Origin of the sequence: Vibrio comitans (genome assembly GCA_024346835.1) — a bacterium.
GTDB classification, from domain to species: Bacteria; Pseudomonadota; Gammaproteobacteria; order Enterobacterales; family Vibrionaceae; genus Vibrio; species Vibrio comitans.
Genome location: AP024867.1, coordinates 487,492 through 512,247, shown reverse-complemented (window position 1 = coordinate 512,247; position 24,756 = coordinate 487,492). Strand labels below are relative to the sequence as shown.

Below are 24,756 nucleotides of genomic sequence, written 5' to 3'. Positions count from 1 at the left end.
GAGTGCCAAATGAACATACGTCTACCTTCCACTAGGAATCTACAAGCTTTTCTGGCTACTGCGGAACACCTCAACTTCACTCATGCCGCTCAAGCTATGAATATGACGCAGGGGGCAATCAGTCGTCAGATCCAGTCTTTGGAAGAGATGATTGGCGTGGCATTGTTTTATCGCCAGGCTAGGGGACTTGCGTTGACACCAGAAGGTAGCAAGTTAATTCCGATGGCAGAGGATATTGTCAATCGTTTGAGAAAAGCGGTAATTGAAACGGCCGACCGTTCAGATAGGATAAAACTTAACGCACCCAGTTGTGTGACCTCTTGGTTACTGCCTCGTTTAATGTCGTTTCAGCAGTCTCATCCTGATATCGAAGTAGAGCTAACCTCTAGCATTAAGCATCAGCGGCTCCCCAATTTTGAATCCTTTGATCTTGTTATTGTGTATGGAAGACCACCGCGCTCACTGTCGGTGACTGAGCATGTTTTGTTTGAAGAGAAACTGACACCAATATGTGCCCCGCAGCTCTGGCAAGAAGTGATTGGTGAAGAAAAGGAGTGGAGTGACAAAGACCTATCTCGATTTACTTGGCTACATGCGAATTCAATGCAAAGTGATTGGGGGCTATGGCTAGAGAAAAAAGGCAGCCTGTCTCAGAAGGGCAAGCGCAATCAGACTTTTTCTACCCTTGATCAAGCCATGAACGCGGCTCAACAGGGATTTGGAATTGCTGTTGGAGACGTCACTCTTGCTGAAGAAGACTTGAGACTGAATCGCCTAATGCGCCCTTACCCGGATGATGTGACGTCAGGACAAAGCTATTACTTATTGAGACCTGCTGAGGCAAAGGGCACAGCCATTGATGACTTTTTGGAGTGGTTGTTACCAAAGTAATATACGCCTTATCTCAATACGGTGATAAAGCCATTGAAACGTTCGCTCTAGTATTTGTATCGCCTATTTATCTAGATGAAAGCGTGCTCGAAAACAATTGTGTGCTAACATTATTTCCCCAACAAATTAGAGCCTCGTTATGCAACTTATCCCTCTACTCAAGCAGCCTCGTATTCACTGACGAGCATACTGTTCTATCCATAGTTTTTATTTTTAAATATTAGCTTGAGGTCAAGTATGCAAAAAAAACACTGGTCGAAATTTCAGTTGCTGCATGAGGCAGTAACGAACCCTAACATTACCATTAAAGGTGAACACAGTTATTACAGCGATTGCTGGGATAATGGGTTTGAAGAGTCTGTTGTAAGGTATCTTCACGGTGACGAAGTAAGCCGAAATTGGGAGCCTAGATGGGAGATAGATAAGCTGTTTATTGGTGACTATGTCTGCATCGGTGCTGAAGTGGTCATTTTGATGGGCGGAAATCATACTCACAGAGCCGACTGGTTCTGTCTTTATCCGTTCATGGACTACATAGATGAAGCCTATATCGGCAAAGGCGATACACATATCGGTGACGGGGCATGGCTAGGAATGAGAGCCATGATTATGCCTGGCGTCTCCATTGGAGAGGGTGCGATTGTTGCGGCAAACAGTGTCGTTACTAAAGATGTTGTCCCATATAGTGTGGTGGGAGGCTCGCCTGCGAAAATCGTTAAATATCGATTTGAAGCTGAAGTGATTGATGAATTGTTAGAGCTGAAAATCTATGAGTGGCCGAGTGATAAATTCGAGGCTCTAAAACGATTGATATGTGCCTCTGACATAGAACAATTGAAGCAGGCTTCAATCGAGTACGATGCGATACATAACGTATAGCAAAACAGTATAGAGTGGCGCTTAACGCTTGCCTTTCAGTCGAGTACATTAGCTTGATAGGCAAGCGTTGTAAGATGCTATTCGGTTTTCGATTTCAATATGACACAGGGAGTGTGCATGATTGTTTATGGGGATTTGCAGTCTGGGAACTGCTTAAAGGTAAAGTTGTTGCTGTCATTGCTTGGTGTAGAGCATGAGTGGAAACATGTGAATATTCTTGAAAAAGAAACACAATCACCTGAATTTTTGTCTCTCAACCCAAATGGGAAGATCCCAACCGTTGTTCTAGATGATGGCAGGGTGCTTTGTGAATCCAATGCGATTCTTGGTTATTTCGCCGAAGATACGCACTACTTACCCTCAGATTCCTTTCAAAAAGCCAAAGTCTACGAGTGGCTTTTCTTCGAACAATACTCACATGAGCCTTATATTGCCGTCGCCCGTTTTATTCAAAAATACCAAGGCATGCCAGAGCATCGAGTTGATGAGTACCACTCATTGCAGTCCGGTGGCAACAAAGCGTTAGCTATAATGGAACAGCAACTGGCGGAAACTGAATTTTTGGTCGGCAGTACCATCACTATTGCTGACATCTCTTTGTATGCCTACACACACGTTGCACATGAAGGCGGTTTTGAACTTACCGACTATCCCAACATTCAGCGTTGGATCGACGAAATTGCTTCTCTTGATGGTTATATTGGTATGTCTTAAGAGGCTTACCCATTCAAGAAAACAAGAGGTTATTTAGATGTGCTCAATCGAATACCTACCTTTGAAAGGTCTTTATGGCTAAAAGAGTAGAAACAGTTTTATATCTGTTTCTACTCCAAAATCTATATCGCTGATTCTATTTGTATTTTCTTGCGATGAACACCGTTCCCGCACCGTAAATAGCCACAAGGCTTAACAGGATCATGTTGCCTACAGAGGTAGGAACAGCCGCAAATACTTTCACCATTACCGTTACCAACAGATCACTACCCACCCACAACAGCATGAAGGTCAAAGCCAGAGAACTTGGGTTTACGTTTTCGCGAATGTACGCCAAGCTGATAAAAGCTGGAAGGCTCGCGAATAGGAAGAAACCTAATGCCATGGCAGCCACTTGCGAACCGGCAAGTACAAATGGAATCGCTGATAGCGAGGCTAGTACCGTTGTGGTCATCGCCAGTTTTCGGATTTCAAATTTGTTCAGCAATACGATGCCAGCGAAGTTACCGACAACACCGGCGTAAAGAAGGTTCATGATGTTTGCTGGCTCGATGAAGGTGAACGATAAGGTGTAAAACACGATAGCGCCTGAAAACACCAAACAGAATACCCAGTTGAACTTTTCCACTAATCCTGATGAAAATGAAGCAACTTCACCAGATTCACTTGCGGTAACTTTATTGAGTGACAAGAACACTAACGCTGCAAGAAATAGCGATAAACCGATAAGCACGTAGGTGACTAATTCCATAGATTCCGCAGGCAGAGCTAGGATGGTTGCCGACAGTGTGATGGCAGCGGTAATGCCAATATTGTAGGCAGAAGCGTTGAACCCGTTCATCAAGTTCAACTCTTTACCTGAGAATATCGAAGCGGTTAGCGGCGATTGACAAAACAGCACTAGACCACCTCCTAGACCAACGATTGCTCGTCCGGCCATAATCATTAAGTCTGAGCTGGCATTTACCATCACAGCCAGTCCTACAGCAGAGAATAGCAACCCTATAGCAAAGCCATTTCCCACCGTCGCAAAGTAGTATTTTGCTGCGACACGGGCAACAGCAATACCTAGCAGGAAGTTTGTGACCAGTTTTGCAACGTTCAACCATGCCGTAGAATCTGCAAGTTGAGCATTGTCAAAGGTGTGCACAGATAGCACGTAAAAGTCACCCACCTTCCATGCTACCGCAAAGAGTGCGTAGCCAAAGAATAAGCTTATTCCGATCCCAAACCTTTGTAATGTTGAGACTGTGTTCATACCATTCACCTGTTAGTTAAAGCAGTTGCCAAAAATAATGTGCTGACATGCTAATGTTTAGGCGAAATGTGGGTTAACCATTTGGTGACAGAACAAGGTTTTTTGTTCCGTCACTATTTGGTGTTAAACGATGGATGGTCTAGTAATCAAGTAACTTATCGAGAGTTTGTATTGTTACTTTACTGCTATTTCTGGAGTCTGTTGACGTTCTACAACGGCTGATTTTAGCAAGGCTAACGATGCTTGAATTTGCTCTAGTGGTGAAGCAAAATTCATTCGGTAGAAGTTCTCATCGGGCTCTCCAAACCAAGTGCCGGGTGTTAACGCGAGCTTGGCATGTTGCGATAACAGGGCTTTCAATTCAGCGGCCTCAAGATTTAGGCCTGTAAAATCAAACCAAATCTGATTGGTACCTTCGGGAACAAATAGCTTCACCTGTGGAAGCTCATTCTTCATAAAACTGACAATCCAATTGCGCGTATTTTGTGTGTAGGCTAGGAAGGCCTCGAACCACTCCTTTCCGTGCTCGTAGGCGGCGATGGTGGCATGGGTGGTGAACGCATTGCCATGGTCTAGCGACATAGAGACAGTTGTTGCTTTAATTTTCTCTCGTAACTGTTGATTATCACTGTACACGTAACCATTCGAGATGCTGTTCAAACCGAAATTTTTAGCGGGTGAACCAATAATCGTCAGACTGTTGTCATAATCTAGCGAAGCAATGCTGGTAAAGGTATTGCCTTCAAAAATAACATCGCCATGAATCTCATCACTGATGATCAAGGTGTTGTATTTCTTAGCGATAGGAACCAGTTGTTTAAGCTCCGCTTTTGTCCACACTCGCCCAACAGGGTTATGTGGATTACAAAGCAAAATCATTTTCACCTCACCGCTCTCTAGTTGCTGCTCAATAGCATCAAAATCCATGAAGTAGCGGTCCCCTTCAATGTTCAGCGTATTGTTCACGGCTTTTCGACCTGCTGACTCAATTAAACGACGAAATTGATGGTAAACCGGTGTTTGAATTAGCACGCCATCACCTTCATTAGTAAATTCGCGGATCAGCAATGCAATTGCGCTGAGTACTCCTGGTAGTTGAACAAAATGATCTGGATTCAGTGTTAGGTTATGACGTTGCTGATTCCATTTAGAAATGGCATTAAATACCGTCTTTGAGTCGAATTCATAGGAATAAGACTCTCGACTTACCAACTGTTGCATCGCTTGGCTAATAGGTGAAGCAATAGGAAAGTCCATGTCCGCAATCCAGTAGGGTGTGACGTCATCTGTGCCATAGACTTGATTGAGCATATTACTGTCGTGCTTAATAAATTTGTTGTTAATGTCGCCGCGACTTGGAGTGGTTTGAAACATGGAACTTCTCGTTTTTATGTTGATTGAGCTAGTAAGACGTAGCTCAATCAACAAAGACGCAAAAATTATTAAAATTTATTCACGAGTGCCAAAGAATCCAAAATACCTTGCCCGCTATGGATCCCTCCTTCATTCTCGCTTGCTGGTTTGCTGCGAATCAGGTAACCCGCATATCCATCTAATTGAGTTACTGGATCGCCATCAAAGTAGACGGTAAACAGGCCAACTTCACTTACAATATCGTTAATTTGTGTAGGTTTTCCATTGCGCACCGCGATGGTTGGGGTGTCTCGCTCATGTGGATATAAGCGTTGCATGAGTGCCCATGCATCATACTCACTTGGGGTAAGTTGGCTCAGTTTCTCGCTAATGTCTTCACCAAATACACAATGACCGCCCCCTTCTCCTTGGTTTTTTAGCACCCACTCGTGCTTTGATGCCTGAGTGTTAAACCAGGAGATTGTCTGTTTATTAATAGGTCTCATGTCGGCTAGTACACTTTTAACTAGCTCAGCATCTGAATAATCTAAGCCCCAGCGCGCGTATTCTTCACTTGGCATGGCTGTAAGTAGCATCTGCATGGTTTTGCTGGTTGCGAGTTGTTGACTAAAGGTGGCATTCACCGCAACGTGGTGCTGCTCTATGAAGAGGCGGGTTTGGCTTAGTGTCTGGCAACACACTTCCTCATTGAGCTTAGGCGCACAGTAATCAATATATTGATAGCCCGCTCTCAGATAGACAACATCAATCGCACCAACATCTTGTAGTAATAACCGTTGATTATCTCCTGTAGATAGCTGTGTGCTGAGTTGATCAAAAGTACGTCGAACGGTTCTGATACCTAACTTCTGCAGTGCGACTTCAAGAAGGTGTTGGTCATACACATTATCTTCGTTTTCTTGCACCACCATCAGGAAGGTAGGGCTATGCTGTTGCTTACCCGAGGTAAAAGTCGCCTGAATTTTTCGAGCTGTTTGTGCAATGCCATAAGCGAGTTGTTCTAGCCCTTGATTGTCAGCTTGGATCGCTTGTGGGTCTTCCGACCAAGCTTGGTATACCTCCGGCCATTGGTTTTGCAAATATGCGTGAAACTCAGTAGCTCGCTGACCAAAAGGAGCCATACCTGCGGCAATGCCATTGAATTCAATGACTTTTGGCCCGTGCTGTTGATCATCCATGAAATCGGTTCTCATGATCAACAAGGGCTTGCGTGCCGGTCGAATTCTATGTCCTATCTCTCCGTGCGCTTGTTGATGCAGAGCTAACAAGCGCTCAAAAAATGGGTCAGCTTTTGCGACGGCTTCTAGTGAAGATTGCAAAAAATCGTGGTCCTCAGAGATGTTGTGTATGAGCTTGGTTATCAGAGGTGTTGCTGCTTTCAAATGCTCGAAAACCTTTTTCTCCATGGTCATTGGAGCTATGCTAAATGGGCAGTGCCTCGCCGTGTTATCTTTTTGGCGAAATGCGACGCCATGCATGATGGCCCATTCACTTGCCTCTTCGATGACGCTTTGTGGGACTAGAGGGTGGAGGATATTGTTCATTGTTACTCCAGCAATTTTTAAATTGCAATGTGCAATCGTGTCCTGTCTAGTGACGATGAAAAGACGTCACTAGTAACAGAAAATGTTAGGTAGGTTTATCGGCTCAACACTTAGGGTTATTAGCAGGATCTTTGGGTGAGTAATCGGTAATACCATCTTGTCCCACTTCAAAGTCACAACAGGCCATGAGTTGTTCTCGAAATTTCACTCGGCTTCTTTGAACGCGACTCTTCGCACCCGAGAGGGACAACCCAAGTTGATTAGCGATCTCTTGTTGAGAAACCCCCTCCAGTTCAGCCATGCGCAGTGGCGTTCGATACTTTTCAGGTAATTCCTCAATTAAAGGACGCAGACACTGAGCGAGCTCTTCTCGAGCTTGCTTCCCAGTATCTTGTTCTTCAGCTACCAAATCTTCAGGAAGATCCTCATAAGGCTGACGCTTACGATAGAAATCAATAATGGTGTTGTGCGCAATGCGGTAGAGCCAACTTTTAAGGCTGCCTTTAGATTTCAGCTGGTGGAGATTGCTACTGGCTTTGATATAAACATCTTGCAGAATGTCATCAACAGCATCGATATCATCAATGCGCTTACTGACGTAACTGCGAAGTTGTGTTTTGTGATTTTGCCACTCAGCGATCATAAGAACAGACTCTCAACTCGATAGAATTTTTAGATAGTGAGGTTAAGACGCAACACTTTGAGAAAAGACGCAAAGTTTTTTGATTATTTTTGTGGTTAGTATTGCCACTTAGACTCTACTTGAACATTTTAGCCTAATACGCAGTCAGTTATCTCTGATGGTGACAAAAACATTCAATGATAAGAATATTCACTTGAGTGGAAGCTTGTCACTTTTATGCTGAATTGAATCAGTTCTAGAGAGCAAACTATTTACGGAGTATTAAATCATATGTATTAGTTCCTGTGGTATATAGAAATTGAGAAAATATATATTCATGGAATGTGATTATAGCTAACAAAATCTACTCACCACTTTATTAAGTATTTATGTCACTTTTACTACAGTTAATTGAATTTATTTATATGTCAATTCTATCTTTATTTATCTAGGCAAGTATTAAGAAAGTATTAGGTTTTGTGAAGTGAAAGTGTTTGTCATTATATGTTTCTATGAACAGAATCTAGTAATTCAATTACGCATTAATAAATTCTTACACTAGGTATGTTTATTATTTATTGTTTGAGAGGTTTTTCGCAAATGCATTGTACTTACGTTGCGATATCGTATATCGGTTTGTTAATCTTTCTTTGCACTAATGTGCAAAATAACCAAGAGGTAACTTAATGAAATACTTAGGATTAGTGGTGTTCATTGGTCTTCTTTCTGGTTGTGGTGGTGGATCTGACAGCAGTAATTCATCTGGTGGAGATGTAGTTTCTGCTGATGATTTTAAGAAAAATTTTGAAACCGTAGTCGACAGTGATACAGGAGTTACGTATCAGCAATTTACTGTTGAAGAAGGTTCAAAAACCACAATTAGTTTAAAAGACAGTGAAGTCTTTACCCTGGCATCAAGCGATAAAATATCGGAGAAGCTTGTTGTTAAGGGAAGTCTAACAATAAAATAAGGGAATATAATGAATAAAAAAACGGTCGTGTTGGCAATACTTTCCATTATTAGTACAGGAGCCTTGGCAAGCAATGCAGTGCTAAACGTAGAAGGTCAGATTCAAATTAATGGCTCTACGGTAATTGGCTCAGACGGAAAAGTTGTATCAAGTGCTCTTCCTGCTTCTAGCGGTGTCACTGTTGATCTGGATAAGTATTATCCGAAGCCTGGGATATACAAATTTCAGTATGATGATACATATAGCGATGAAGTGTGTACTGATACAGATAATTACATTTCAGACATGAAAACTGTATTTTCATCTGAGTGTGTCGATGTAAACAACAATCCAACGTATTCGGGTGGTTACACATGGACAAATAATGGTGATGGTACGGAAACAATAATATCGAGAAATAATTTTAATGGACAAGAAATTATTGAAACAACTACAAACGATCTGGAAGTTTTAGCTGATTATGATTCCATTATTTCACTTGGTTCGGCAACAGGTTATTTAGAGCGAACAACTGTCATATCGACAGACAGTGAATGGAATCAAGTAGGTAATATATCTACTTACGCACGAGCTAAGTCCGTATTGGGGTTCATAACATCAGTGAAAGTTGCAAACACAACCTACAACGACTGTATTTTGATGCAAAATATCCGTCCGTGGAGTGGCACAGCTGAATTTGATATTTACTGTTCTGATGTTGGCTTGGTTCTAAAAACCTCCGGCAGTTCCGAAGGTTACCACTTGGTCAGTTATACCCATAGTGGATCATCTGTGGCTTATTCTGTGAATGCTTCTTCACATAAAAGTGTAGATAAGAATATTGCCGATAAAGCTCGAGCAAAATTAGCACAAAGTCGTACAGTGAACTAATTCATTAGAAGTCTAGAAATCGCCTTCAATCAGTTAAGTGGAGGCGATTTTTTATTGCAATACGGAACCTATTGCGAATGAATGAAGTTCTAGCGCTGATAGCTCGATAAAGACCGCAATGCCTTAACTGTAAGTGACTCAGTGTAGTCATTAATCTTCCAGTGAGTTGGGCTCCAGCCTTTCACAAAGCGTTGAAAATCAGCCCAGGCAATGCAGAATAATGGTCTCCATGCTGCTTCTACTTTCAAGAAAGATATGGCTGGCTGACAAGATTCGATGGCTGCATTTAAGTGCTTGAAATACGTATCAAGAAGCCACTTTTCTTTTGTTGCACACAATTTAGGATCAACAGCGCTGCTGATGAATAGCGCTACGTCTTTCATTGCGCAGCCTTTGCCTACATATTGGAAATCTACCGCAGCGACTTGAGTTCCTTCTTCTGTAAAACAGAAGTTAGCGAGCTTTGCGTCCCCATGAACAATCGTTTGAAAGGGGGCATCTTTTAATATCCTATCTATCTTGTGGGCATTGGCTTTTAATGCCTTGTCGTCTAAAGCCTCTAGCTCATCTGGTCGAGTTTCAATATGCCAGTATGTACCGCTATCCCAGAGGCCATTGCCTTGATTATGAATGTGGCTAGCGTGAAACCACGCCAGCCATTTTAAGCACGCCTCTAGGTGAATATCGTTCGCTGTGGTAACGGTTTCAGCGTAGCCCAGTTGCATCAAATCTTGCATCACGATTAAACAAGAATGCTCAGTTTCAATGACCTTGGTCGCCAATGGGGCAGAGCATGCAGGATGTAGCGCGGCTACATAATCCTGATACCAATGCAGTTCGACCTGGTAAGACTTAATTTTTCTTTGATGTGATCGTTCAGTGTTCCAACCCTTGGGGTGGTTTTGTGGGCGGGGCAGAGTAATGTGCTTAACAATAATGCTTTCATCATCAACAAGTAAACGAACTAGTTCACCATATCCGCCCCAAAGCGTTTGAATGGTTTGCGTGCTGTGAAGCGTCCGATAACCAAGCTCTTGAGTGAGTGATAAATAGTCCATATTAGTGTGTACTTGTTGGGGAATAATAACGGGTAATGTACCACGTAGGGGGATGTTGAGAGTAATGAATTGCGTAATGTCAGGTGTTTGAATGGTAAATAAAAAGTCGCCTGAATGGCCTAACTACAGGCAGCTTAGCTATCATTATTGAACTTAGTTGTTCAATAGCTCATTGACAGTAGAGATGACATCACTCAGTAGTGAAGCCAAACATCTTGAATAGTTCGCCTGCTGGAGTAGATTCATTGAAGGTTACTTTCCGATGATCTTAACGCCAAAGCCTAACGGCCTTGGTTTACACCTTCAAAGCACCAAGCAACAGTGCCTAGCACATTGAGATTACGATTTAACAATTAACTCGGCACAATCAATCATTTCGCTCGCTGAGATTTTGTTTCACGATCTCTGAATCTTTTTGAGCATAGAACTCAACATAGAATTGAGTATCTTCGGTAATAAACTCAACTTTATGCCAGTACTCCGGCGGTGAGATGAGATGTTCACCTTCTTGAACTAAACACTGATTGTCGACTTCGCCTCTGCGGACTTTGAACCCAGTAAACTGCAATGTCCCTGAAATTACTCTGATTTTTCCGTATACGCCTGCTTTTGTGTTGTGCTCAAACAAAAACATCTTAGGAATAGTTTCTTTTGTGAAAACATCAGTTTTTTTATAGTTTATAAAATCATTTGGAATCGACACATCAGTCACCAATTTAGTTCAGTTGCAGAAATGGTTGTTGACTAACAATTATGAGCAAGAACCGCAGCAAACACCTGGTTCACCATGTTTTTTCTTGGTTGATTCTTTTTCAGTGCGTTCTTCTGTTTTTAGATTTGAGTTTTGTTGTGTTTGGAGTGCGGCATTTGTTGATTGTTCGTCTTTTTTACCAAATAGTTTTTTCACTGAAAATGTCATAAGTCGGTACCCTTCATTGATTGGTTTTTATTCACTACGCAAAGTGGCGGTAGGGAATAATAATGCTTCAACACCTAAAGGTGTATATATAATGCATGTTATATTGTATTTGGGTCAGATCAAGCTTTTTTAGCCACACTCGTTAAGCACAAAATAGCTTCACACTATTCTAATTTTATTGAAATTCATACATATCAATTGGTTACGTGGTTAATCCTTAATTATCAATTACCATAAAATTTGAGAAAGAATCCATCAGTAATGACATACTGACTCAAGATGAGGCAGTTCTTGCTGTAAATCACTTGAAATGGATAGAGGGCGGATAAACGTTTCATAGGAAAATGATTATGGGGAGTCTGAGCTTGAAGTTTGGGGAACAAGCTAAATGGTGAGCGAGTTACTACCCTCGAAATATTGAAATGACGAGCTGTGGTTGTACTCAAATTGAGAAAGAACGCTTGAAATACTAATTGTTGAAATCGGTACTCTCAAAACCTTATCGCACGCCTTTGCTTGATAAGGTAATAAGAAATTAGGGGGCGATGTCACCTGTTGCTTCCCACATCACATTACATGATTGTTTTTCAGCAGCACTCAATAGTTCAATTAATGGCAAGGCTCGATGGACTAGGCTGACAGGTGGATCGATCATCTCCTGTTCTTCATCATCATCTTCGCGTTCTTCAATAGTTGGGGCGCTTCTTTCTATGTCGATAGCTGCTTTCAACTGTTTAAGGGCAGCAGGGACATCCGAAGCCAATATGGCTCCATTAACCGCACCACTGTGCCCCATCATCTTTAACATCTGTAATCCAATATCACCAAATAAGATGACGTTGGCATAAGCTTTACATTTGAATGTAATCAACATAGTAATGAGATTCTTTCATAGTGATTTGGAACCATCATAGCTCAGTTTGCAGGGCTCGTATTTGATGGAAGACGCATATCGTTAAGTCGCAAATTCTAATGGACAACAATGTGTTTAAGGATGAACGGCAAACCAGTCTTGGTCGCTTTAGCCAGTATCAGACAAAACAAGCTAATCGCGACGTGCGCTTTGAACTCTAAGAGGGAATACTATCATTATTTAAATGAGTGACTGGCAATGTTACGTTTCATTCGTTCGATAGAGTATTGTTCTATCGCTAACAAAACCTTGTAAGAGTCGTGAAGTTTTACAAAATTTAACCCAAACTCTAAATCGTAAACATAAAAACTGCGTACCTAATAATAGGAGAAACATTATGAAAACGCTGCATCTTGCAATGATCACTGCAACTGCCCTATTCACTTTGACTGCCTGTGAGTCAATGTCTACGACCAGCAATATGGACGGCAAAGATATGGATGCGAAACAAGAGATGAGCGATAACATCGAGCAACAGGAAATTGGTTCTTTGATGGGACATCCATTGCGTACTTATACCAGCGGATCAATGCTTACAATGGATCACAATCCCGATCGCGTAAACATCGAAGTTGACTCAGAAGGGAAAATCGTCAAAATCTGGAAAGGTTAGGATAGAGGGTACTGCCAAATCACCACGCTCGGTGATTTGGCATTGTTTAGTTATTCAGATTAAGCAACAACTTTGAAATTAGCTTTGATCAAATCATTATCTTTGGAGCTCGCGCCTACCATTAGTTCAAAATCACCAGGTTCTACAACTCGCTCTAGTGCTGAGTTGATAAGGGCTAGATCATCAAATGCAATTGTCATGTGAACTACCTTACTTTCACCAGCTCGTAGCGTGATTCGTTCAAATGCTCGAAGGTTTTTGATCTCTGTAGTTACTGAGCTGAATAGGTCGTTGAAGTACGCTTGAACGATTTCTACTCCATCAAGCTCGCCTACGTTAGAAACCTTGATGCTGAATTTGAGGTCTTCACCATCTGACAGAGTAGGGTTTTCAATCTGCAAGTCAGAGTACTCATATTGGGTGTATGAAATACCTTCACCAAATGCGAATAATGGTGTTTCAGGCATATCGATGTAGCGCTCTTGATTGTCTAAATCTGCTTCTAGTAGTGCATGCCAACCAGCAAACTTGTTGTAATAGACTGGTACCTGTCCTACATGGTGTGGGAAGGAGATGGTGAGTTTTCCGCTTGGGTTGTACTGCCCAAATAATAGCTCTGCTAATGCTTGGCCACCTTTACACCCTGGATTGAATGCAGAGACGACAGCGCTACATTGTTCAACCATCTTAGGAATGGTCAATGGTTTGGATGCAACCAAAACTCCAACAACAGGTGTCCCAGTTTTACTTACCACATCAATGAGTTCATTTTGATAGCCACTTAAATCGAGATTTGCACGGTCATGAAACTCTCCATTTTGTTTTAGCGTATCGCCAACACACGCAATTACTACGTCAGCCGACTCAGCTGCAATACGGGCTTTATCGAGTTCTTCAAATTCGTTGTCTAAGCAGTCTGCACCTTTGACGTACTCCACTTCAAACCCTTGTTCTTCTCCCATCTGCTTTAGGGCAGTCAAAGGAGTGATGGTATGGCCTCGGTGGTAATTTTCGTGAGTTGCCTCTGCTTGCATAGAGCCAAAAGACCAATCGCCTAGCTGAGCAATAATGTCGTCTGCATTAGGACCTACAACGAGCACTTTCTTGATTTGGTTTGATGATAGCGGCAGTACATTATCATTTTTCAGAAGCACCAAGCTTTTGCGGCTCGCTTCAAGGGATATCTCCCATGACTCATCACTGCCCAGCAGCTTTTTCTGCTCTAACGGGGTGTAACGCTGCTCGTCAAACAAGCCTAACTTAAACTTAGCCTCAAGAATTCTGCGAACGGAATCGTCGATGAGTGAAATATCCACAAGGCCTTCTTCTACCAGTTCGATGGTAGATTGGTAGAACTCTGGTGTGGTCATCATCATGTCATTGCCACCGAGCAAAGCTTTGTAGCTTGCTTCTTTCAGCGTGGCAGCCACGCCTTGCTTGTCATGCAGAGAACCCACGTTGTTCCAATCGGTAACAATAAATCCATCCAGTCCCCATTGCTCCTTAGCGACTGTTTTTAGCAGCCATGAGTTGGTGGTGCATGGTTCGCCGTCAATAGATTGGTAGCCTGTCATTAACGTCGCACATTTGGCTTGCTTAACCGCTTTTTCAAAGGGTGGTAAGAACAGCGAAAGCAGTTTTCTTCTTGAAGTATCTGCTTCGTAGGAATCGCGTCCTCCAAGGGTTTCCCCGTAGCCAACATAGTGTTTGGCACACGCGAGGACGGAATGTTCGCTTGAGAAATCGTTACCTTGGTAACCCACGATAGTCGATGCCGCTAGCTCGCCAATTAACCATGGGTCTTCACCATAGGTCTCATCTACACGTCCCCAGCGAGGGTCTCTTGCAACACAGAGCACAGGTGAAAATGTCCAGTGCTGACCAGAAGCACGAGTTTCAAATGCGGTTACTTGAGCCATTCTCTCCATTAAGCTCTTATCCCAAGAGCAAGAAGCGCTTAGCTGAGTGGGGAATACGGTCGCATCGTCTTCAAAGCAGTGTCCGTGAATCGCATCAATACCGAAGATCAGTGGAATGCCAAGACGGGTGTTAGCGGCACGGTCTTGAAGTTGCTGTGGTTGGTCATCGGTACAGTGTAGGTAACTGCCCACATTCATGGCTTCTAGGTTATCAACATGGATTTGATCATGCGCAGGAAGTTGTAGCATTTGCCCAACTTTCTCTTCAACCGTCATGCGAGATAGAAGGTCGTCTAGGCGTTCTTGGATGCTAAGTTTTGGGTTCTGGTAAGGGTGAGTCATCTTTGGTTCTCCAATCATTTTGGTTTACCTTAAGCCTTCAATACCTTATAAACCTTGCCAAAAGCGACAATTATTAGCATTATTACGACATGATAACGACTTATAGACTTAGCTCTCACCTACTTCACCCGCACATACCTTTCTGTATTCAGCCAGCAATACACGATGGGGCATTTCATCTGCATCGACATGATTTTTCGGAGCTGATGATAGTGTTGTCAGGTCAAGCTGAACATATTGTTGGTAATAAGCGCTCGACCATTAAAACGGGTGATGTGTTTGTTATGAATGGAACTGTAGAGCACGGTTTTAGTAATGCGAACGGGTTGATCATCTACAACCTGATGTTTGATGGACAAAAGCCTTATTTTGAAACCTCAGGCATCCGTGTTTTACCAGGCTATCAAGCCCTGTTTAATATTGACCCGCTAGCGCGTGAACAAGAATCTGAAGTACCGTATCTCAACTTGCAAACAAGCACCTTGGCAAAGGTAGAGCTACTGTTGAAAGAGATAGAGGAGGAATACACCGAGGCTGCCCTTGGGTTTGAGCCGGTATTGATGGCCTTGCTTCAGCATCTTGCGGTTCTTTTAGTGCGTAATTACCCAGAGCAAGCTAACCCTAAGCAAAAGAATACCTTAGCTCTAGCTCGTGCCTTGTCTTATATCGAGGAAAACTATTTTGAATCGAATCTACGTGCCACTGATATTGCGACTAATAGTTTCTTAAGCACGCGACAACTTGAGCGATTATTTCATCAGTTCTTTCAAACTACACCCAGCCAATACTTGAGTGATAAACGGATTTCTCGAGCTAAAGAGCTGTTGGTCAGTGATATCAATCTGAGCATTAATCAAATAGCTCAAAGCTGTGGTTTTAGTGACAGTAATTACTTTTCTCGAGTGTTTCGTAAGCAAGTTGATATCTCTCCAAGAGACTATCGCAAGCAGGAGTTTGTGAAGAATAGATAGAACTGTAGAGACAAAGCTTTGTTTAACGATCTAGTCGCTTCGTAGTTTTGACTATCCTTCAATCCGCTTAAAGCAACATACTCCACTGTCATCTTGTTCAACCTTACATTCAACGATGAGCTTGTGTTTGAGTTCGTTGCGAGCCCGACGAAGACGAGCCTTGGTGGCTGAGAGGGTTAGACCATTTCGCGTAGCATAGTCGAGTTGGGTTGCACCAAACAGGTCGCATTGTTCTATGATGTCTCGCTCACTATCCGTGAGTTTGGGCAGTAGTCGAGGGAGGCAGGTCTGTAGTTGTGTCATCACTGGCGGGATCTCGCTAGGTGCAACAAACTCTTCGATATCTTCGCACTCCATCTTTTTACGAAGACGGTCGATAATCAGGTTTTTAGTGACACGAAATAGCCATGACTTCCCGTCTTCTAGAGTACAGAAGCGTTCACTATTCTTCATTGCTTTGAGAAACACCTCTTGCATGATGTCCTCAGTTTCTTGCTGACTTTGCGTTTGTTTGATCAACCAGCCATACAGTTGATGCTCAGTTTCGCCCCATGCTTTCATCAGGCACTTCATTGCCAATGTCCTATTTTAAATAGCTAAAGTCACTATACCTCAAGTGTGGTACAGCGACCTTGGCTGCGATATCAATCAGGCTAATAGATCACGAATTTGTTCCGCACTTGGCACAGAGCCAGTATGCTTGATGATGCCATCAATACCTATTCCTGGGGTACTTAAAACGCCTGCTTGCATAATATCTTCTAAACTGGTGACCTTCTCTATTGTGACGCTTTGGCCTAGCTCTTTGGCGATTTGTTCAATGCGCTCGGCAGTCACAGTGCACCCCTTGCATCCTGTACCATAGACTTGAATATTTTTCATAACGAACTCCATAAGTTAATGAGATACTTAATAAAAAGCATTAAATAGCCACCCAGTGATAGTGATGGCGATGAGTAAATAAATGGCGATAGCGCCAAGTAGGCGATACTGCATCACCTGCTTAAGCATCATAAATTCAGGAAGGCTTACCGCTACCGCGCCCATGCAAAAGGCGAGCGTTGTACCCAAGGGCATCCCCTTATCAATTAAAGAGGCCATGATAGGAACTACGCCGGAGGCATTGGTATAGATAGGTATTGCGCTTAGCGTGGCCACAGGCACTGTCCACCATTGCCCATTGGCGAGATTTTCTTCAAACCATTGTGCAGGGACAAAGCCATGGATAAAGGAGCCAATGCCAACACCAATAATTACCCATTTCCAAATACGCTTAACAATGTCGCTGGTTTCATTTTTGGCAAACGCATGGCGCTGCTGGTGGTTCATAGCAACAGACTCTGCAGCGGTCGTTTTAGTAGGGCTTTCTTCATCTAGGTAAGCTTTTGCTAGAAAAGGTTGTAGCCAGCGATGTGCTTTAAACATATCGAGCACAACACCAGCAAAGATGCCTAGCAACATGCCAATGGCGACATACATGATGGTGAACTTAAGCCCAAGAATGCTACCGAGCATGATGATGACCACCCCATTAATCAGCGGTGAAGTGATTAAGAAGGCGATAGTCACACCGATTGGAATACGCGCGGAAACGAAGCCCATGAATAAGGGAATAGAACTACAAGAACAAAAAGGTGTGACAGCACCGAACATTGAACCGAGAACATAACCTAAAGCTTTGTTTTTGCCCTGCAGATAATCGCGAACCTTCTCAACACTCAAACTGGCACGAAGGTAAGAAATCATATAGATGAGCACCACCAATAAGACGAGGATCTTACTGGTATCTTCAATGAAGAAATGCAGTCCTATACCGGCTGAGGTTGAGGGATCTAGACCAAAGACGTCATAGGTTAGCCAACTGGCGAGTAGAGTGAAAATGTGCAACGTTCTTTCCTTGTGTGTGTCTGCTAGTAACAACACGTATGAGATCGGAAAAGGATGCTTTTTTCCTACGCTAATCAATCGTATTGGTATGTGCTTTATTTTGGTGCAGCTTTTGGTTGGTACAACTCTTGTTAATAGGCTGTAAAGCATCATTTATTGTTTTAACTCTAGTTATGTCCTTAATCCTATTTCAAAGTGTAAATTTCCAGTTATGCATCTAACTCCCCATTTAAAACAAAGCCTTAATTAGAATTGGCACATTGGTTGCAGTGAAGTGATATTGCAAAATACTCAATCACTATAAGGATTACTATGAAACTCAAAACGTGTTCACTGTTGGTATTGTTGGCATTATCAGGTTGTAAAAGCGCTTCTGATGATAACGATGATGTGGGGCAAAAAGAGTTTAACCCGCAAGCTGCGACAATTGCGGGTATACATCAAGCATTGCTTAATGGGGAGCATACCTGTGAGCAAATTATAGAAACTTATCTTGATAGGTCTGAAGCGCTAGATCGTTCTGGTCCAGAACTAAATGCTTTGATCACTGTGAATAAAGAGGCGTTAGAAAGAGCTAGAGAATTGGATACCTCCTTTGCAGAGGAAGGGTTACAAGGACCTTTACACTGTGTACCTGTAACAGTAAAAGATAATGTAAATACTAGTGATATGTTGACGACAGGTGGAGCACTAGCAAACAACCAACCTTTAACTGATGCGTATATTGTTAGGAATATACGTGCTGCAGGGGGGATTGTAATCAGCAAGGCAAACCTTCATGAGTATGCGTTTGGCTATACTGGGGGAAGTTTACTAGGAGGTGTTCCTCGTAATGCCTATGACCTGAGTAAAGGCCCGGGAGGTTCTTCATCTGGTACAGGTACGGCAGTTTCAGCGAGCTTAGCGCTAGTTGGTATTGGTACTGATACTGGGGGCTCAATACGCGTTCCATCAAGTGTACAAGGACTTGTTGGTATTCGACCTTCTATGAGACTTTTATCTCAAGAGGGCATTATGCCGTTAGCACCTTTTCAAGATACAGCTGGGCCGATGTGTCGCAATGTATCCGACTGTGCTTCCTTTTTAAGTGTAATGGCAGGCTATGACGAAAGCCAATACAGTGGGCAAAGAGTTCTTTTTGCTATTGACGCGCCGTTGATGAGCAATGCTTCTCAGTATCAAGTCGTGACAGGTGAGAATGATTACACGCAATACTTAGACGCAGATAAACTGAATGGAGCTCGTATAGGTGTAGTGAGAAGCCTGTTTGGCACTGGCTCTTCGCAAGAGAACCAACAGGTTCAGAAGGCCATGGATCTTGCTATTGAAAATATGGAAAAGCTAGGTGCAATTGTTGAAGATGTGGAAATTCCAGATCTAGATTATTTATTGACGGAGTACATGAGTTTATCTCGTTTCGAGTTTTCTTACAGCTTGACTGAGTATTTGGAGACATGGTCTTCCGATTTGGACAACCACTATCGTTCATTTGATCAGGTGCACAGTAGTGGAGAGTATCTACCTGCCAGTGAAGGTAGCTTCAATTTGTACGCGACAATGGGACAAGATCGTTGGAACGATGAAGATTACTTGAAGAATGTACATGAGCGACCAGAAGTGTTCCGTACAGCAGTTCTGCGCACCTTAAACAACCAAGATGAACATGGTGGAAGTTTAGGTCAGCACTATGATGCATTAATTTATCCAAGTATCACTGGTATCGCTGGACCACATGGCGGCAATCCAACTGAATCTGGTTCAGCAAACCGCATCAGTCCGTTTACTGGCTTTCCTGCTTTGACCATGCCAGTAGGGTATGTAGAGTCAGATACTGGTTCTGACTTGCCTGTAGGATTGGAAATGCTAGGAAGAGAGTTTGATGAAGGTCGCTTGCTTGCACTTGCGTATGCTTATGAGCAGGCCTACTCTCCTCGAATTGAACCCGTACTAACCGAAGATATGACACCTCCAGCTATTTCTAATCAATTAATGATGAGAACTGGCTTCGATGAAGAAATGATGAACTAGAGGAAGCATATCTTTAAACAGCTCAACCGCTCTTCACAAAGCGGTTGAGTTTCTCTTTGGATTAAAGTCTCGCAAGCTCTTCTGTCTGGTATTTTTCTCTGGTTTTAGCCTGCTTTATTAAGTTCACAAGCGTATTTTTATCCCATGTCGAGGGCTCCGCTCCCATTACCTTCTGGCTCATCAAATTCATTTCAGCGCGAATGGCTTTGGCATCTTCGAGATCAACTTCTTGGATGGTTAGCCATTGTTCTAAAAGTGATTGCGCCTTGATTGGGTCGCCTTGCTCAATGGCTTCTATTAGCTTGGATTTCAACGAAAGCGTTTTAGCTTTGTCTACGCTCGGCGCTACTGATGGGCTTTGTTTTCTGCCGCGTAACCACATCACGGTCGAGAATACCCACAAGCAGGCAAAGAGAGCGGTGAGTATTGGCCAGAAACCACTGTCTTTAACAATCTGAGTATTAGTTGTTGGCGATTGCGGTAAAAGAGGTGCGCTAGCTGAGGATGCGCTCGCATTGACCGTCACATTGAGCCCTTTTACTTCACTTGTTTGGGCTTTTTTGTTTACGGAATCCCACCATTGAACAGGCACATTTGGCAAAGAAAATTCACCGCTTCTTTTGGCTATGAGCACCTGCTTGGTGGTCATAGTTACAGAGCCATCATCATTGTCGCTAAATGCTGGCTTCTCGCTGTAGACACGAAAAGCATCAGGGTTATTTATGGTCAAATTTGGTAGTTGTGAAGTACCAAGCCCAGTTGCTGTAAGTGTGATGGTGCGTGTGAGGGAGTCGCCTTCCTCTATGGTTACAGAATCACTGGAGCTAACTTCGTTGTTATCCAACTGCCAGCTTTGTGATAGGTCTAGCTTAGAGGTTGGTAGCCAAGCCCCTTGATAATTTTCAGGTACAGGTAGCACGGTTAAACTGACAGTAGGTGACTTACCGTCAAGATTGATGATTCGAGTACTACTACGGTTGTTTCCGTATCGAACTGCGCCTGTTAGGGTCGGTAATTTAATCGAGAAATCACCGCTGTTACTTGCCGTTACTCGGAACTTCTGGTCAATGATCAGTACTTCTACACCATCAAGTACTGCTTGATACTGTTGAGGTTCGGATAACGGTTCAATCTTTAAACCTGAAGCGATGGGCTGGGTCAGGTTTGGGTTTTGCAGTCGGCGAGGGTCTACTTTCACAATGATGCGAGCATCTAATTGAGTGCTTTCATTAGGGTAAAGCTCTTTCTTACCGATTTTTGATCTCACCTCAATGATATCTGTAGTGGTTGGTACCTGTTCCCCTACACCGACATTGAGCGTGATGGGGTCTGTTATTGCATCATCGATCTTAAAGCTTGGGATGGTTACGGACCCAGTTTTTTGAGGTGCAATAGATACGGTCCATACACTGCTATCTGAGCGTTTACCGTTGATAATATTAACCGAAGAGCTGAAGCTTGGCCTACCCACATAGAAATTATCCGATAGAGTATCAAAGTTGATCTTGCCGCCATCAAGCTTCTCGTCGGCAGCAACCTTTAACTGAATGATCTCATCCTTAGAGACGCTCGTTTTGCTGACGCTGGCTGTGATATTAAGCGCCCACGAGGAGAAGCTACAAGCCAAGCCTGCAACTAGCGTTAATGTGGTGAAGAGGGGTTTAAATCTAATCATTACGTTTACCAATCTTTCCCTGTTGATGAGGGGGCTGCTTTATCTTTTGCTTGAAGAAGCATTTGTGTACGGAGCAAATAGCTAGGATCTCTCACGCTTTCGACTTGCTCTAGCTTTCTGATATCTGGATCGACTTCTTGTTGCTGCGAGAGAGCCGCAGAGTGTTGCTCGCCTTCTTCGTCGTTGTTTAACTCTTGCTCATTGGCCGCTGTTTCAGCTTGTGCTTGCTGTTCGTTTTGAGCCTGTTGTTGCTCTTGTTTTTGATTTTCACTTTGCGACGACTTGCCTTCGTTGTCAGTGGGCTCTGATTGTGAAGGTTGGGATTGCTGGTTATTCTGCGACTGCTCAGACTGCTCAGACTGCTCAGACTGCTCAGACTGCTGGCTTTGGCTTGAATCTGACTTGTCCTTGTTGCTCTGATTGTTTTTAGATTGTTGCTCACTGTTCTGTTGATCCTGATTTGAATTGCTCTCAGAATCCTGCTGTTGCTGTTGCTGTTGCTGTTGCTGTTGCTGTTGCTGTTGCACAATATCAAGATTGTATTTGGCATCGGCATGTTCAGGTTGTTGTTGCAGTACCTTTTGATAGCTTGCAATGGCTTGGTCTAGGTCACCATTTTGCGCATAAGCATTACCAAGATTGTACAGCGAGTCGGTATCAGAATGGCCTTTGAGGTTATTGATCGCACCTTCATAATCGCCACTCTCATACTGGGCTGCAGCGCGCCATTTCGTATCTTGGAACTCCTGACTTGCAAGCTCGTAGTCTTTGTCTTGAAACGATGCATAACCTCGTTGGTTGGCGTTAGAAAATGCACTATCTAAGACGGAGGCTTGTGCATGGTTAGGGACAAGACCAAAGCTAAACATCATCGCAACTAATGAGAAAATTACACCTTTGCGAAATAGGGGTAGAGCGCACAGCAAGGCAAACGGTAGCAGCCAAAACCCATTGTTGATCTTGGTTTCCAGCTCGTCGCCTTTCACTTTGGTGTTAACCGCATCAAATGAGGATTCTGAAACTAGGTTCGCAATGTCTTGGTTGTCGTGGCGGTATCTCTCGAACTGACCGTTACCCTCACGTGCCGCTGAGCGAAGATTGCTTAGCTGAGTTTTCGCTATAACAGTCTTGCCATTTGCGGTGGTTAATAATGAACCATCAGACAGTTGGATCGGTGCTCCTGCTGCAGTGCCAAAGGCGAGCACTGATAAGGTCCAATTTCCCTCACTTAATTGCGCTTTGATCTGCTCTAGCTCTTGAGTATCGAGATCATCGGCAAACAGTAAAATCTCACCCTGATTTAAGCCGGCCTGTTTCATGATAGATATGGCTTGCTTCACTCCTAAATCTGCCCTTGCCCCTTGTATCGGCATGATCTCGGGCGACAGGTTTTGAACAAGGTTAGATAGGGTTGCAGAATCGGTGGTTAACGGGCTGATCGTATAAGCATCACCCGCATAGGCTACTAAGCCTGTCTGGCCTTGATTTAATAGTGGCAATAGATCCTGCGCTTTGTATTTGATCTGTGCCAGACGAGTGGGTTTAATATCGTTGGCATACACAGAGCGAGACATATCCAGAACTAACACTCTTGCGTGCTCAGATTGAGATACTGGGATTGCTTGTTTCTCAAAACTAGGGCCTGCTAACGAGACGGTGATGATGGTGCCAAGCAATGCTACCCATCCATAATGGCGCTTGTTGTTTGATGGCTTGTCTGCCATTGCAGTTGCTAGATGTGAGGCAATCACTTGAGAGTTTGTGACCTTGCTTCTTAGCCACACGATAATTGCGGCTAATGGGATAAGCAACAACAAGGCCTCGGGATAAAGAAACTCAAAACTAGGCATCATTTCTCCTTATCATGACCGTTACGATAACCAGCAGTAAGCCGATGAACGCAGGCCACATGAACCATTCTGTTCTCGGTCTCCAAGATTGAGTGGCTTTTTGAATAGGTTGAAAGGCATTGATGGTGTCGTAGATGGTGGCTAGATCTTTCGCATCACGCGCTCTAAAGTACTGACCGCCAGTCGTATCCGCTATTTTGATTAAGGTTTTCTCGTCGAGATCTTCCGCTGTATTTACCGTATGAGTCATAAAGAAGTTTTGTACCTGCATCTCGCCGGCTCCTACTCCGATGGTGTAGATGGTGGTGTTGAACTTCTTGGCTATTTCTGCCGCTTGAATCGGGTCTAGAACACCAGAGTTATTACTACCATCACTAAGCAAAATCATTACTCGCTGCGGAGCGTCGCTGTCAACAAAGGTCTTGGTCGCTAAGCCAATACCATCGCCAATAGCGGTTTGTGTGCCGATGAGCTTTAATACTGTCTGATCCAACTGTGTCTTCACCGTTTCACGATCAAAGGTCAACGGCGTTTGTAGGTAGGCATGATCAGCGAAATACACCAGCCCTAATCGGTCTCCTGTGCGTTTATCGACAAAGTCTGTGACTACCTGTTTTACTGCCGTCAGTCTGTCGATGTAATCATTATTTTGTTTCATGTCTTCTTGGCTCATGGAGTAAGACAAATCGATAACCAACATCATATCTCTATGCTTGGGGTGAACCTCGATAGGATCGCCGTACCAAACGGGTCTGGCACTAGCAATGACTAACAGAATCCAAGCTAAAATGGCGAACAGCTTTGCAATCTTCTCTGTCTTGTCACGCGTCACAGTCGCCCCCGTGACATGAGGGAGGACAACCAGCGATGAAGATCTCTGTTCCTTTAAAAGGCGAAATGCCAAATAAGGTAGAGGCAACGCCAAAAGCATCCACCACCATTCAAAGGTAAAACCATTCATGATGCGTTCCAGTCTTTGTATTTTCTCTTCGGCGGCAGTGCATGCTCAATCCAATATCCGCAGTCTTCAATCAAGGATGTATTGACTGCGTGGTCGTTCACCCCAGATGAGTACAATACGGATTGCCACTGCTTTTTATTCGGAGAGAAGCGAGGCGTGGCAAGTTGCGAGTCCAAAAACGCTAACCACTCTGCTCCGGTCAACTTAGCGATATCGTTGCGTGGGAAGTAACTCAACGCAGCCTGTCGCAATAACTCTTGAACTTCTGAAACGGTAAGGCTGTTTGAACCTTGCTTTAGGATTTGCAACGCGGCTTTTTTAGCTCGGCTTTTATTTCGTAGTTTGCGCTGTATTACAACGCTTAAGATAAGAGCGATAGCTATCAGTGCCAATAGGCTCCAGTAACCCCAAGGTAGGGGCCAAAAGCTGGGCTCAAGCGGTAAGTGAAGAGGTTTTAGTGGCAAGGTGTGTGCCTGTTCTATTTGACTCATGTAGTA

24 protein-coding genes are annotated in these 24,756 nt (G+C 43.5%); 8 read left to right on the top strand and 16 right to left on the bottom strand.

What is annotated here, in order from left to right:
* The first annotated feature begins 9 nt into the window (after positions 1-9).
* The 3 genes from OCU46_RS16160 (at position 10) to OCU46_RS16150 (ending at position 2,484) form a co-directional block, all read left to right on the top strand.
* Complete coding sequence (locus tag OCU46_RS16160; protein ID WP_141270612.1) at positions 10-891, top strand: LysR substrate-binding domain-containing protein; 882 nt, start codon at positions 10-12, stop codon at positions 889-891.
* 237 nt (positions 892-1,128) lie between these two features.
* On the top strand, positions 1,129-1,770 hold the full coding sequence (locus OCU46_RS16155; protein WP_141270613.1) for a CatB-related O-acetyltransferase: 642 nt from the start codon (positions 1,129-1,131) through the stop codon (positions 1,768-1,770).
* Between the two features lie 117 nt (positions 1,771-1,887).
* On the top strand, positions 1,888-2,484 hold the full coding sequence (locus tag OCU46_RS16150) for a glutathione S-transferase family protein (RefSeq protein ID WP_141270614.1): 597 nt from the start codon (positions 1,888-1,890) through the stop codon (positions 2,482-2,484).
* Between the two features lie 136 nt (positions 2,485-2,620).
* Here the strand turns inward: OCU46_RS16150 and OCU46_RS16145 are convergent, their stop codons facing one another.
* The 4 genes from OCU46_RS16145 to sigZ all read right to left on the bottom strand — a co-directional run bounded on the left by OCU46_RS16145 (position 2,621) and on the right by sigZ (position 7,303).
* Positions 2,621-3,742 carry an MFS transporter gene (locus OCU46_RS16145; RefSeq protein WP_141270615.1) on the bottom strand — a complete coding sequence of 374 codons (1,122 nt, stop codon included), beginning with the start codon at positions 3,740-3,742 and terminating at the stop codon, positions 2,621-2,623.
* Between the two features lie 174 nt (positions 3,743-3,916).
* Positions 3,917-5,116, bottom strand: coding sequence for a MalY/PatB family protein (locus OCU46_RS16140; protein ID WP_141270616.1), 1,200 nt, complete (start codon positions 5,114-5,116; stop codon positions 3,917-3,919).
* Between the two features lie 68 nt (positions 5,117-5,184).
* Entirely contained in the window at positions 5,185-6,660 is a 1,476-nt protein-coding gene (locus OCU46_RS16135) for a glutathione synthase (protein WP_141270617.1), read from the bottom strand.
* A 103-nt stretch (positions 6,661-6,763) separates the two neighbouring features.
* Entirely contained in the window at positions 6,764-7,303 is a 540-nt protein-coding gene (gene sigZ, locus OCU46_RS16130) for an RNA polymerase sigma factor SigZ (protein ID WP_141270618.1), read from the bottom strand.
* A 665-nt stretch (positions 7,304-7,968) separates the two neighbouring features.
* Here sigZ and OCU46_RS16125 point away from each other — a divergent pair.
* Positions 7,969-8,253: a hypothetical protein gene (locus OCU46_RS16125; protein WP_141270619.1), complete on the top strand. Its 285-nt coding sequence runs from the start codon at positions 7,969-7,971 to the stop codon at positions 8,251-8,253.
* A 9-nt stretch (positions 8,254-8,262) separates the two neighbouring features.
* Entirely contained in the window at positions 8,263-9,123 is an 861-nt protein-coding gene (locus tag OCU46_RS16120; RefSeq protein ID WP_141270620.1) for a hypothetical protein, read from the top strand.
* A gap of 89 nt (positions 9,124-9,212) precedes the next feature.
* Here OCU46_RS16120 and OCU46_RS16115 read toward each other — a convergent pair whose 3' ends face one another.
* From OCU46_RS16115 to OCU46_RS16100, 4 genes are all read right to left on the bottom strand, one after another.
* Complete coding sequence (locus OCU46_RS16115; protein WP_141270621.1) at positions 9,213-10,181, bottom strand: phosphotransferase; 969 nt, start codon at positions 10,179-10,181, stop codon at positions 9,213-9,215.
* Between the two features lie 367 nt (positions 10,182-10,548).
* Positions 10,549-10,884: a TehB family protein gene (locus OCU46_RS16110; RefSeq protein ID WP_141270622.1), complete on the bottom strand. Its 336-nt coding sequence runs from the start codon at positions 10,882-10,884 to the stop codon at positions 10,549-10,551.
* 48 nt (positions 10,885-10,932) lie between these two features.
* Positions 10,933-11,100, bottom strand: a complete 168-nt coding sequence (locus OCU46_RS16105; RefSeq protein ID WP_141270623.1) for a CCGSCS motif protein — start codon at positions 11,098-11,100, stop codon at positions 10,933-10,935.
* A 535-nt stretch (positions 11,101-11,635) separates the two neighbouring features.
* Positions 11,636-11,974, bottom strand: coding sequence for a DUF1840 domain-containing protein (locus OCU46_RS16100; protein ID WP_141270624.1), 339 nt, complete (start codon positions 11,972-11,974; stop codon positions 11,636-11,638).
* A 376-nt stretch (positions 11,975-12,350) separates the two neighbouring features.
* On the opposite strand from OCU46_RS16100, the gene OCU46_RS16095 reads away from it, so the two are divergent.
* Complete coding sequence (locus OCU46_RS16095; RefSeq protein WP_141270625.1) at positions 12,351-12,626, top strand: I78 family peptidase inhibitor; 276 nt, start codon at positions 12,351-12,353, stop codon at positions 12,624-12,626.
* Positions 12,627-12,685: 59 nt separating this feature from the next.
* Here OCU46_RS16095 and OCU46_RS16090 read toward each other — a convergent pair whose 3' ends face one another.
* The gene (locus tag OCU46_RS16090; RefSeq protein WP_244311368.1) at positions 12,686-14,905 is read right to left on the bottom strand and encodes a glycoside hydrolase family 3 N-terminal domain-containing protein; all 2,220 of its coding nucleotides are present in this window, start codon (positions 14,903-14,905) and stop codon (positions 12,686-12,688) included.
* 188 nt (positions 14,906-15,093) lie between these two features.
* Between OCU46_RS16090 and OCU46_RS16085 the strand changes: the two genes are divergently transcribed.
* Positions 15,094-15,858 (top strand): AraC family transcriptional regulator, encoded by a 765-nt coding sequence (locus OCU46_RS16085; protein WP_244311369.1) that lies wholly within the window; start codon positions 15,094-15,096, stop codon positions 15,856-15,858.
* Positions 15,859-15,909: 51 nt separating this feature from the next.
* Here OCU46_RS16085 and OCU46_RS16080 read toward each other — a convergent pair whose 3' ends face one another.
* The 3 genes from OCU46_RS16080 to OCU46_RS16070 all read right to left on the bottom strand — a co-directional run bounded on the left by OCU46_RS16080 (position 15,910) and on the right by OCU46_RS16070 (position 17,745).
* Positions 15,910-16,419 carry a sigma-70 family RNA polymerase sigma factor gene (locus OCU46_RS16080; protein ID WP_371858833.1) on the bottom strand — a complete coding sequence of 170 codons (510 nt, stop codon included), beginning with the start codon at positions 16,417-16,419 and terminating at the stop codon, positions 15,910-15,912.
* Between the two features lie 87 nt (positions 16,420-16,506).
* Positions 16,507-16,740, bottom strand: coding sequence for a thioredoxin family protein (locus OCU46_RS16075; RefSeq protein ID WP_141270627.1), 234 nt, complete (start codon positions 16,738-16,740; stop codon positions 16,507-16,509).
* A gap of 27 nt (positions 16,741-16,767) precedes the next feature.
* A complete protein-coding gene (locus tag OCU46_RS16070; RefSeq protein ID WP_141270628.1) occupies positions 16,768-17,745 on the bottom strand; it encodes a permease in 978 nt (325 codons plus the stop codon).
* Positions 17,746-18,057: 312 nt separating this feature from the next.
* Between OCU46_RS16070 and OCU46_RS16065 the strand changes: the two genes are divergently transcribed.
* Entirely contained in the window at positions 18,058-19,773 is a 1,716-nt protein-coding gene (locus OCU46_RS16065; RefSeq protein WP_141270629.1) for an amidase, read from the top strand.
* A gap of 61 nt (positions 19,774-19,834) precedes the next feature.
* On the opposite strand, the gene OCU46_RS16060 is transcribed toward OCU46_RS16065, so the two are convergent.
* From OCU46_RS16060 to OCU46_RS16045, 4 genes are read right to left on the bottom strand one after another with little or no spacing between them, the layout of a single operon-like run.
* A complete protein-coding gene (locus OCU46_RS16060; protein ID WP_141270630.1) occupies positions 19,835-21,448 on the bottom strand; it encodes a BatD family protein in 1,614 nt (537 codons plus the stop codon).
* A gap of 5 nt (positions 21,449-21,453) precedes the next feature.
* Positions 21,454-23,298 (bottom strand): vWA domain-containing protein, encoded by a 1,845-nt coding sequence (locus tag OCU46_RS16055; protein WP_337972468.1) that lies wholly within the window; start codon positions 23,296-23,298, stop codon positions 21,454-21,456.
* The gene (locus OCU46_RS16050) at positions 23,291-24,259 is read right to left on the bottom strand and encodes a vWA domain-containing protein (RefSeq protein WP_141270632.1); all 969 of its coding nucleotides are present in this window, start codon (positions 24,257-24,259) and stop codon (positions 23,291-23,293) included. Before OCU46_RS16050 ends, OCU46_RS16055 begins: the two co-directional genes overlap by 8 nt.
* A complete protein-coding gene (locus OCU46_RS16045; RefSeq protein ID WP_141270633.1) occupies positions 24,256-24,750 on the bottom strand; it encodes a DUF4381 domain-containing protein in 495 nt (164 codons plus the stop codon). Before OCU46_RS16045 ends, OCU46_RS16050 begins: the two co-directional genes overlap by 4 nt.
* Between the last annotated feature and the right edge of the window lie 6 nt (positions 24,751-24,756).

What these genes read in the sequence shown, in the direction of transcription:
- OCU46_RS16160 (WP_141270612.1), top strand. Translation starts at nt 10, where the DNA reads ATGAACATACGTCTACCTTCCACTAGGAATCTACAAGCTTTTCTGGCT.
- OCU46_RS16045 (WP_141270633.1), bottom strand. Translation starts at nt 24,750, where the DNA reads ATGAGTCAAATAGAACAGGCACACACCTTGCCACTAAAACCTCTTCAC.
- OCU46_RS16065 (WP_141270629.1), top strand. Translation starts at nt 18,058, where the DNA reads ATGAAACTCAAAACGTGTTCACTGTTGGTATTGTTGGCATTATCAGGT.
- OCU46_RS16150 (WP_141270614.1), top strand. Translation starts at nt 1,888, where the DNA reads ATGATTGTTTATGGGGATTTGCAGTCTGGGAACTGCTTAAAGGTAAAG.
- OCU46_RS16145 (WP_141270615.1), bottom strand. Translation starts at nt 3,742, where the DNA reads ATGAACACAGTCTCAACATTACAAAGGTTTGGGATCGGAATAAGCTTA.
- OCU46_RS16135 (WP_141270617.1), bottom strand. Translation starts at nt 6,660, where the DNA reads ATGAACAATATCCTCCACCCTCTAGTCCCACAAAGCGTCATCGAAGAG.
- OCU46_RS16105 (WP_141270623.1), bottom strand. Translation starts at nt 11,100, where the DNA reads ATGACATTTTCAGTGAAAAAACTATTTGGTAAAAAAGACGAACAATCA.
- OCU46_RS16155 (WP_141270613.1), top strand. Translation starts at nt 1,129, where the DNA reads ATGCAAAAAAAACACTGGTCGAAATTTCAGTTGCTGCATGAGGCAGTA.
- OCU46_RS16050 (WP_141270632.1), bottom strand. Translation starts at nt 24,259, where the DNA reads ATGAATGGTTTTACCTTTGAATGGTGGTGGATGCTTTTGGCGTTGCCT.
- OCU46_RS16090 (WP_244311368.1), bottom strand. Translation starts at nt 14,905, where the DNA reads ATGATTGGAGAACCAAAGATGACTCACCCTTACCAGAACCCAAAACTT.
- OCU46_RS16080 (WP_371858833.1), bottom strand. Translation starts at nt 16,419, where the DNA reads ATGAAAGCATGGGGCGAAACTGAGCATCAACTGTATGGCTGGTTGATC.
- OCU46_RS16095 (WP_141270625.1), top strand. Translation starts at nt 12,351, where the DNA reads ATGAAAACGCTGCATCTTGCAATGATCACTGCAACTGCCCTATTCACT.
- OCU46_RS16140 (WP_141270616.1), bottom strand. Translation starts at nt 5,116, where the DNA reads ATGTTTCAAACCACTCCAAGTCGCGGCGACATTAACAACAAATTTATT.
- OCU46_RS16125 (WP_141270619.1), top strand. Translation starts at nt 7,969, where the DNA reads ATGAAATACTTAGGATTAGTGGTGTTCATTGGTCTTCTTTCTGGTTGT.
- sigZ (WP_141270618.1), bottom strand. Translation starts at nt 7,303, where the DNA reads ATGATCGCTGAGTGGCAAAATCACAAAACACAACTTCGCAGTTACGTC.
- OCU46_RS16055 (WP_337972468.1), bottom strand. Translation starts at nt 23,298, where the DNA reads ATGCCTAGTTTTGAGTTTCTTTATCCCGAGGCCTTGTTGTTGCTTATC.
- OCU46_RS16120 (WP_141270620.1), top strand. Translation starts at nt 8,263, where the DNA reads ATGAATAAAAAAACGGTCGTGTTGGCAATACTTTCCATTATTAGTACA.
- OCU46_RS16060 (WP_141270630.1), bottom strand. Translation starts at nt 21,448, where the DNA reads ATGATTAGATTTAAACCCCTCTTCACCACATTAACGCTAGTTGCAGGC.
- OCU46_RS16100 (WP_141270624.1), bottom strand. Translation starts at nt 11,974, where the DNA reads ATGTTGATTACATTCAAATGTAAAGCTTATGCCAACGTCATCTTATTT.
- OCU46_RS16075 (WP_141270627.1), bottom strand. Translation starts at nt 16,740, where the DNA reads ATGAAAAATATTCAAGTCTATGGTACAGGATGCAAGGGGTGCACTGTG.
- OCU46_RS16085 (WP_244311369.1), top strand. Translation starts at nt 15,094, where the DNA reads ATGATAGTGTTGTCAGGTCAAGCTGAACATATTGTTGGTAATAAGCGC.
- OCU46_RS16115 (WP_141270621.1), bottom strand. Translation starts at nt 10,181, where the DNA reads ATGGACTATTTATCACTCACTCAAGAGCTTGGTTATCGGACGCTTCAC.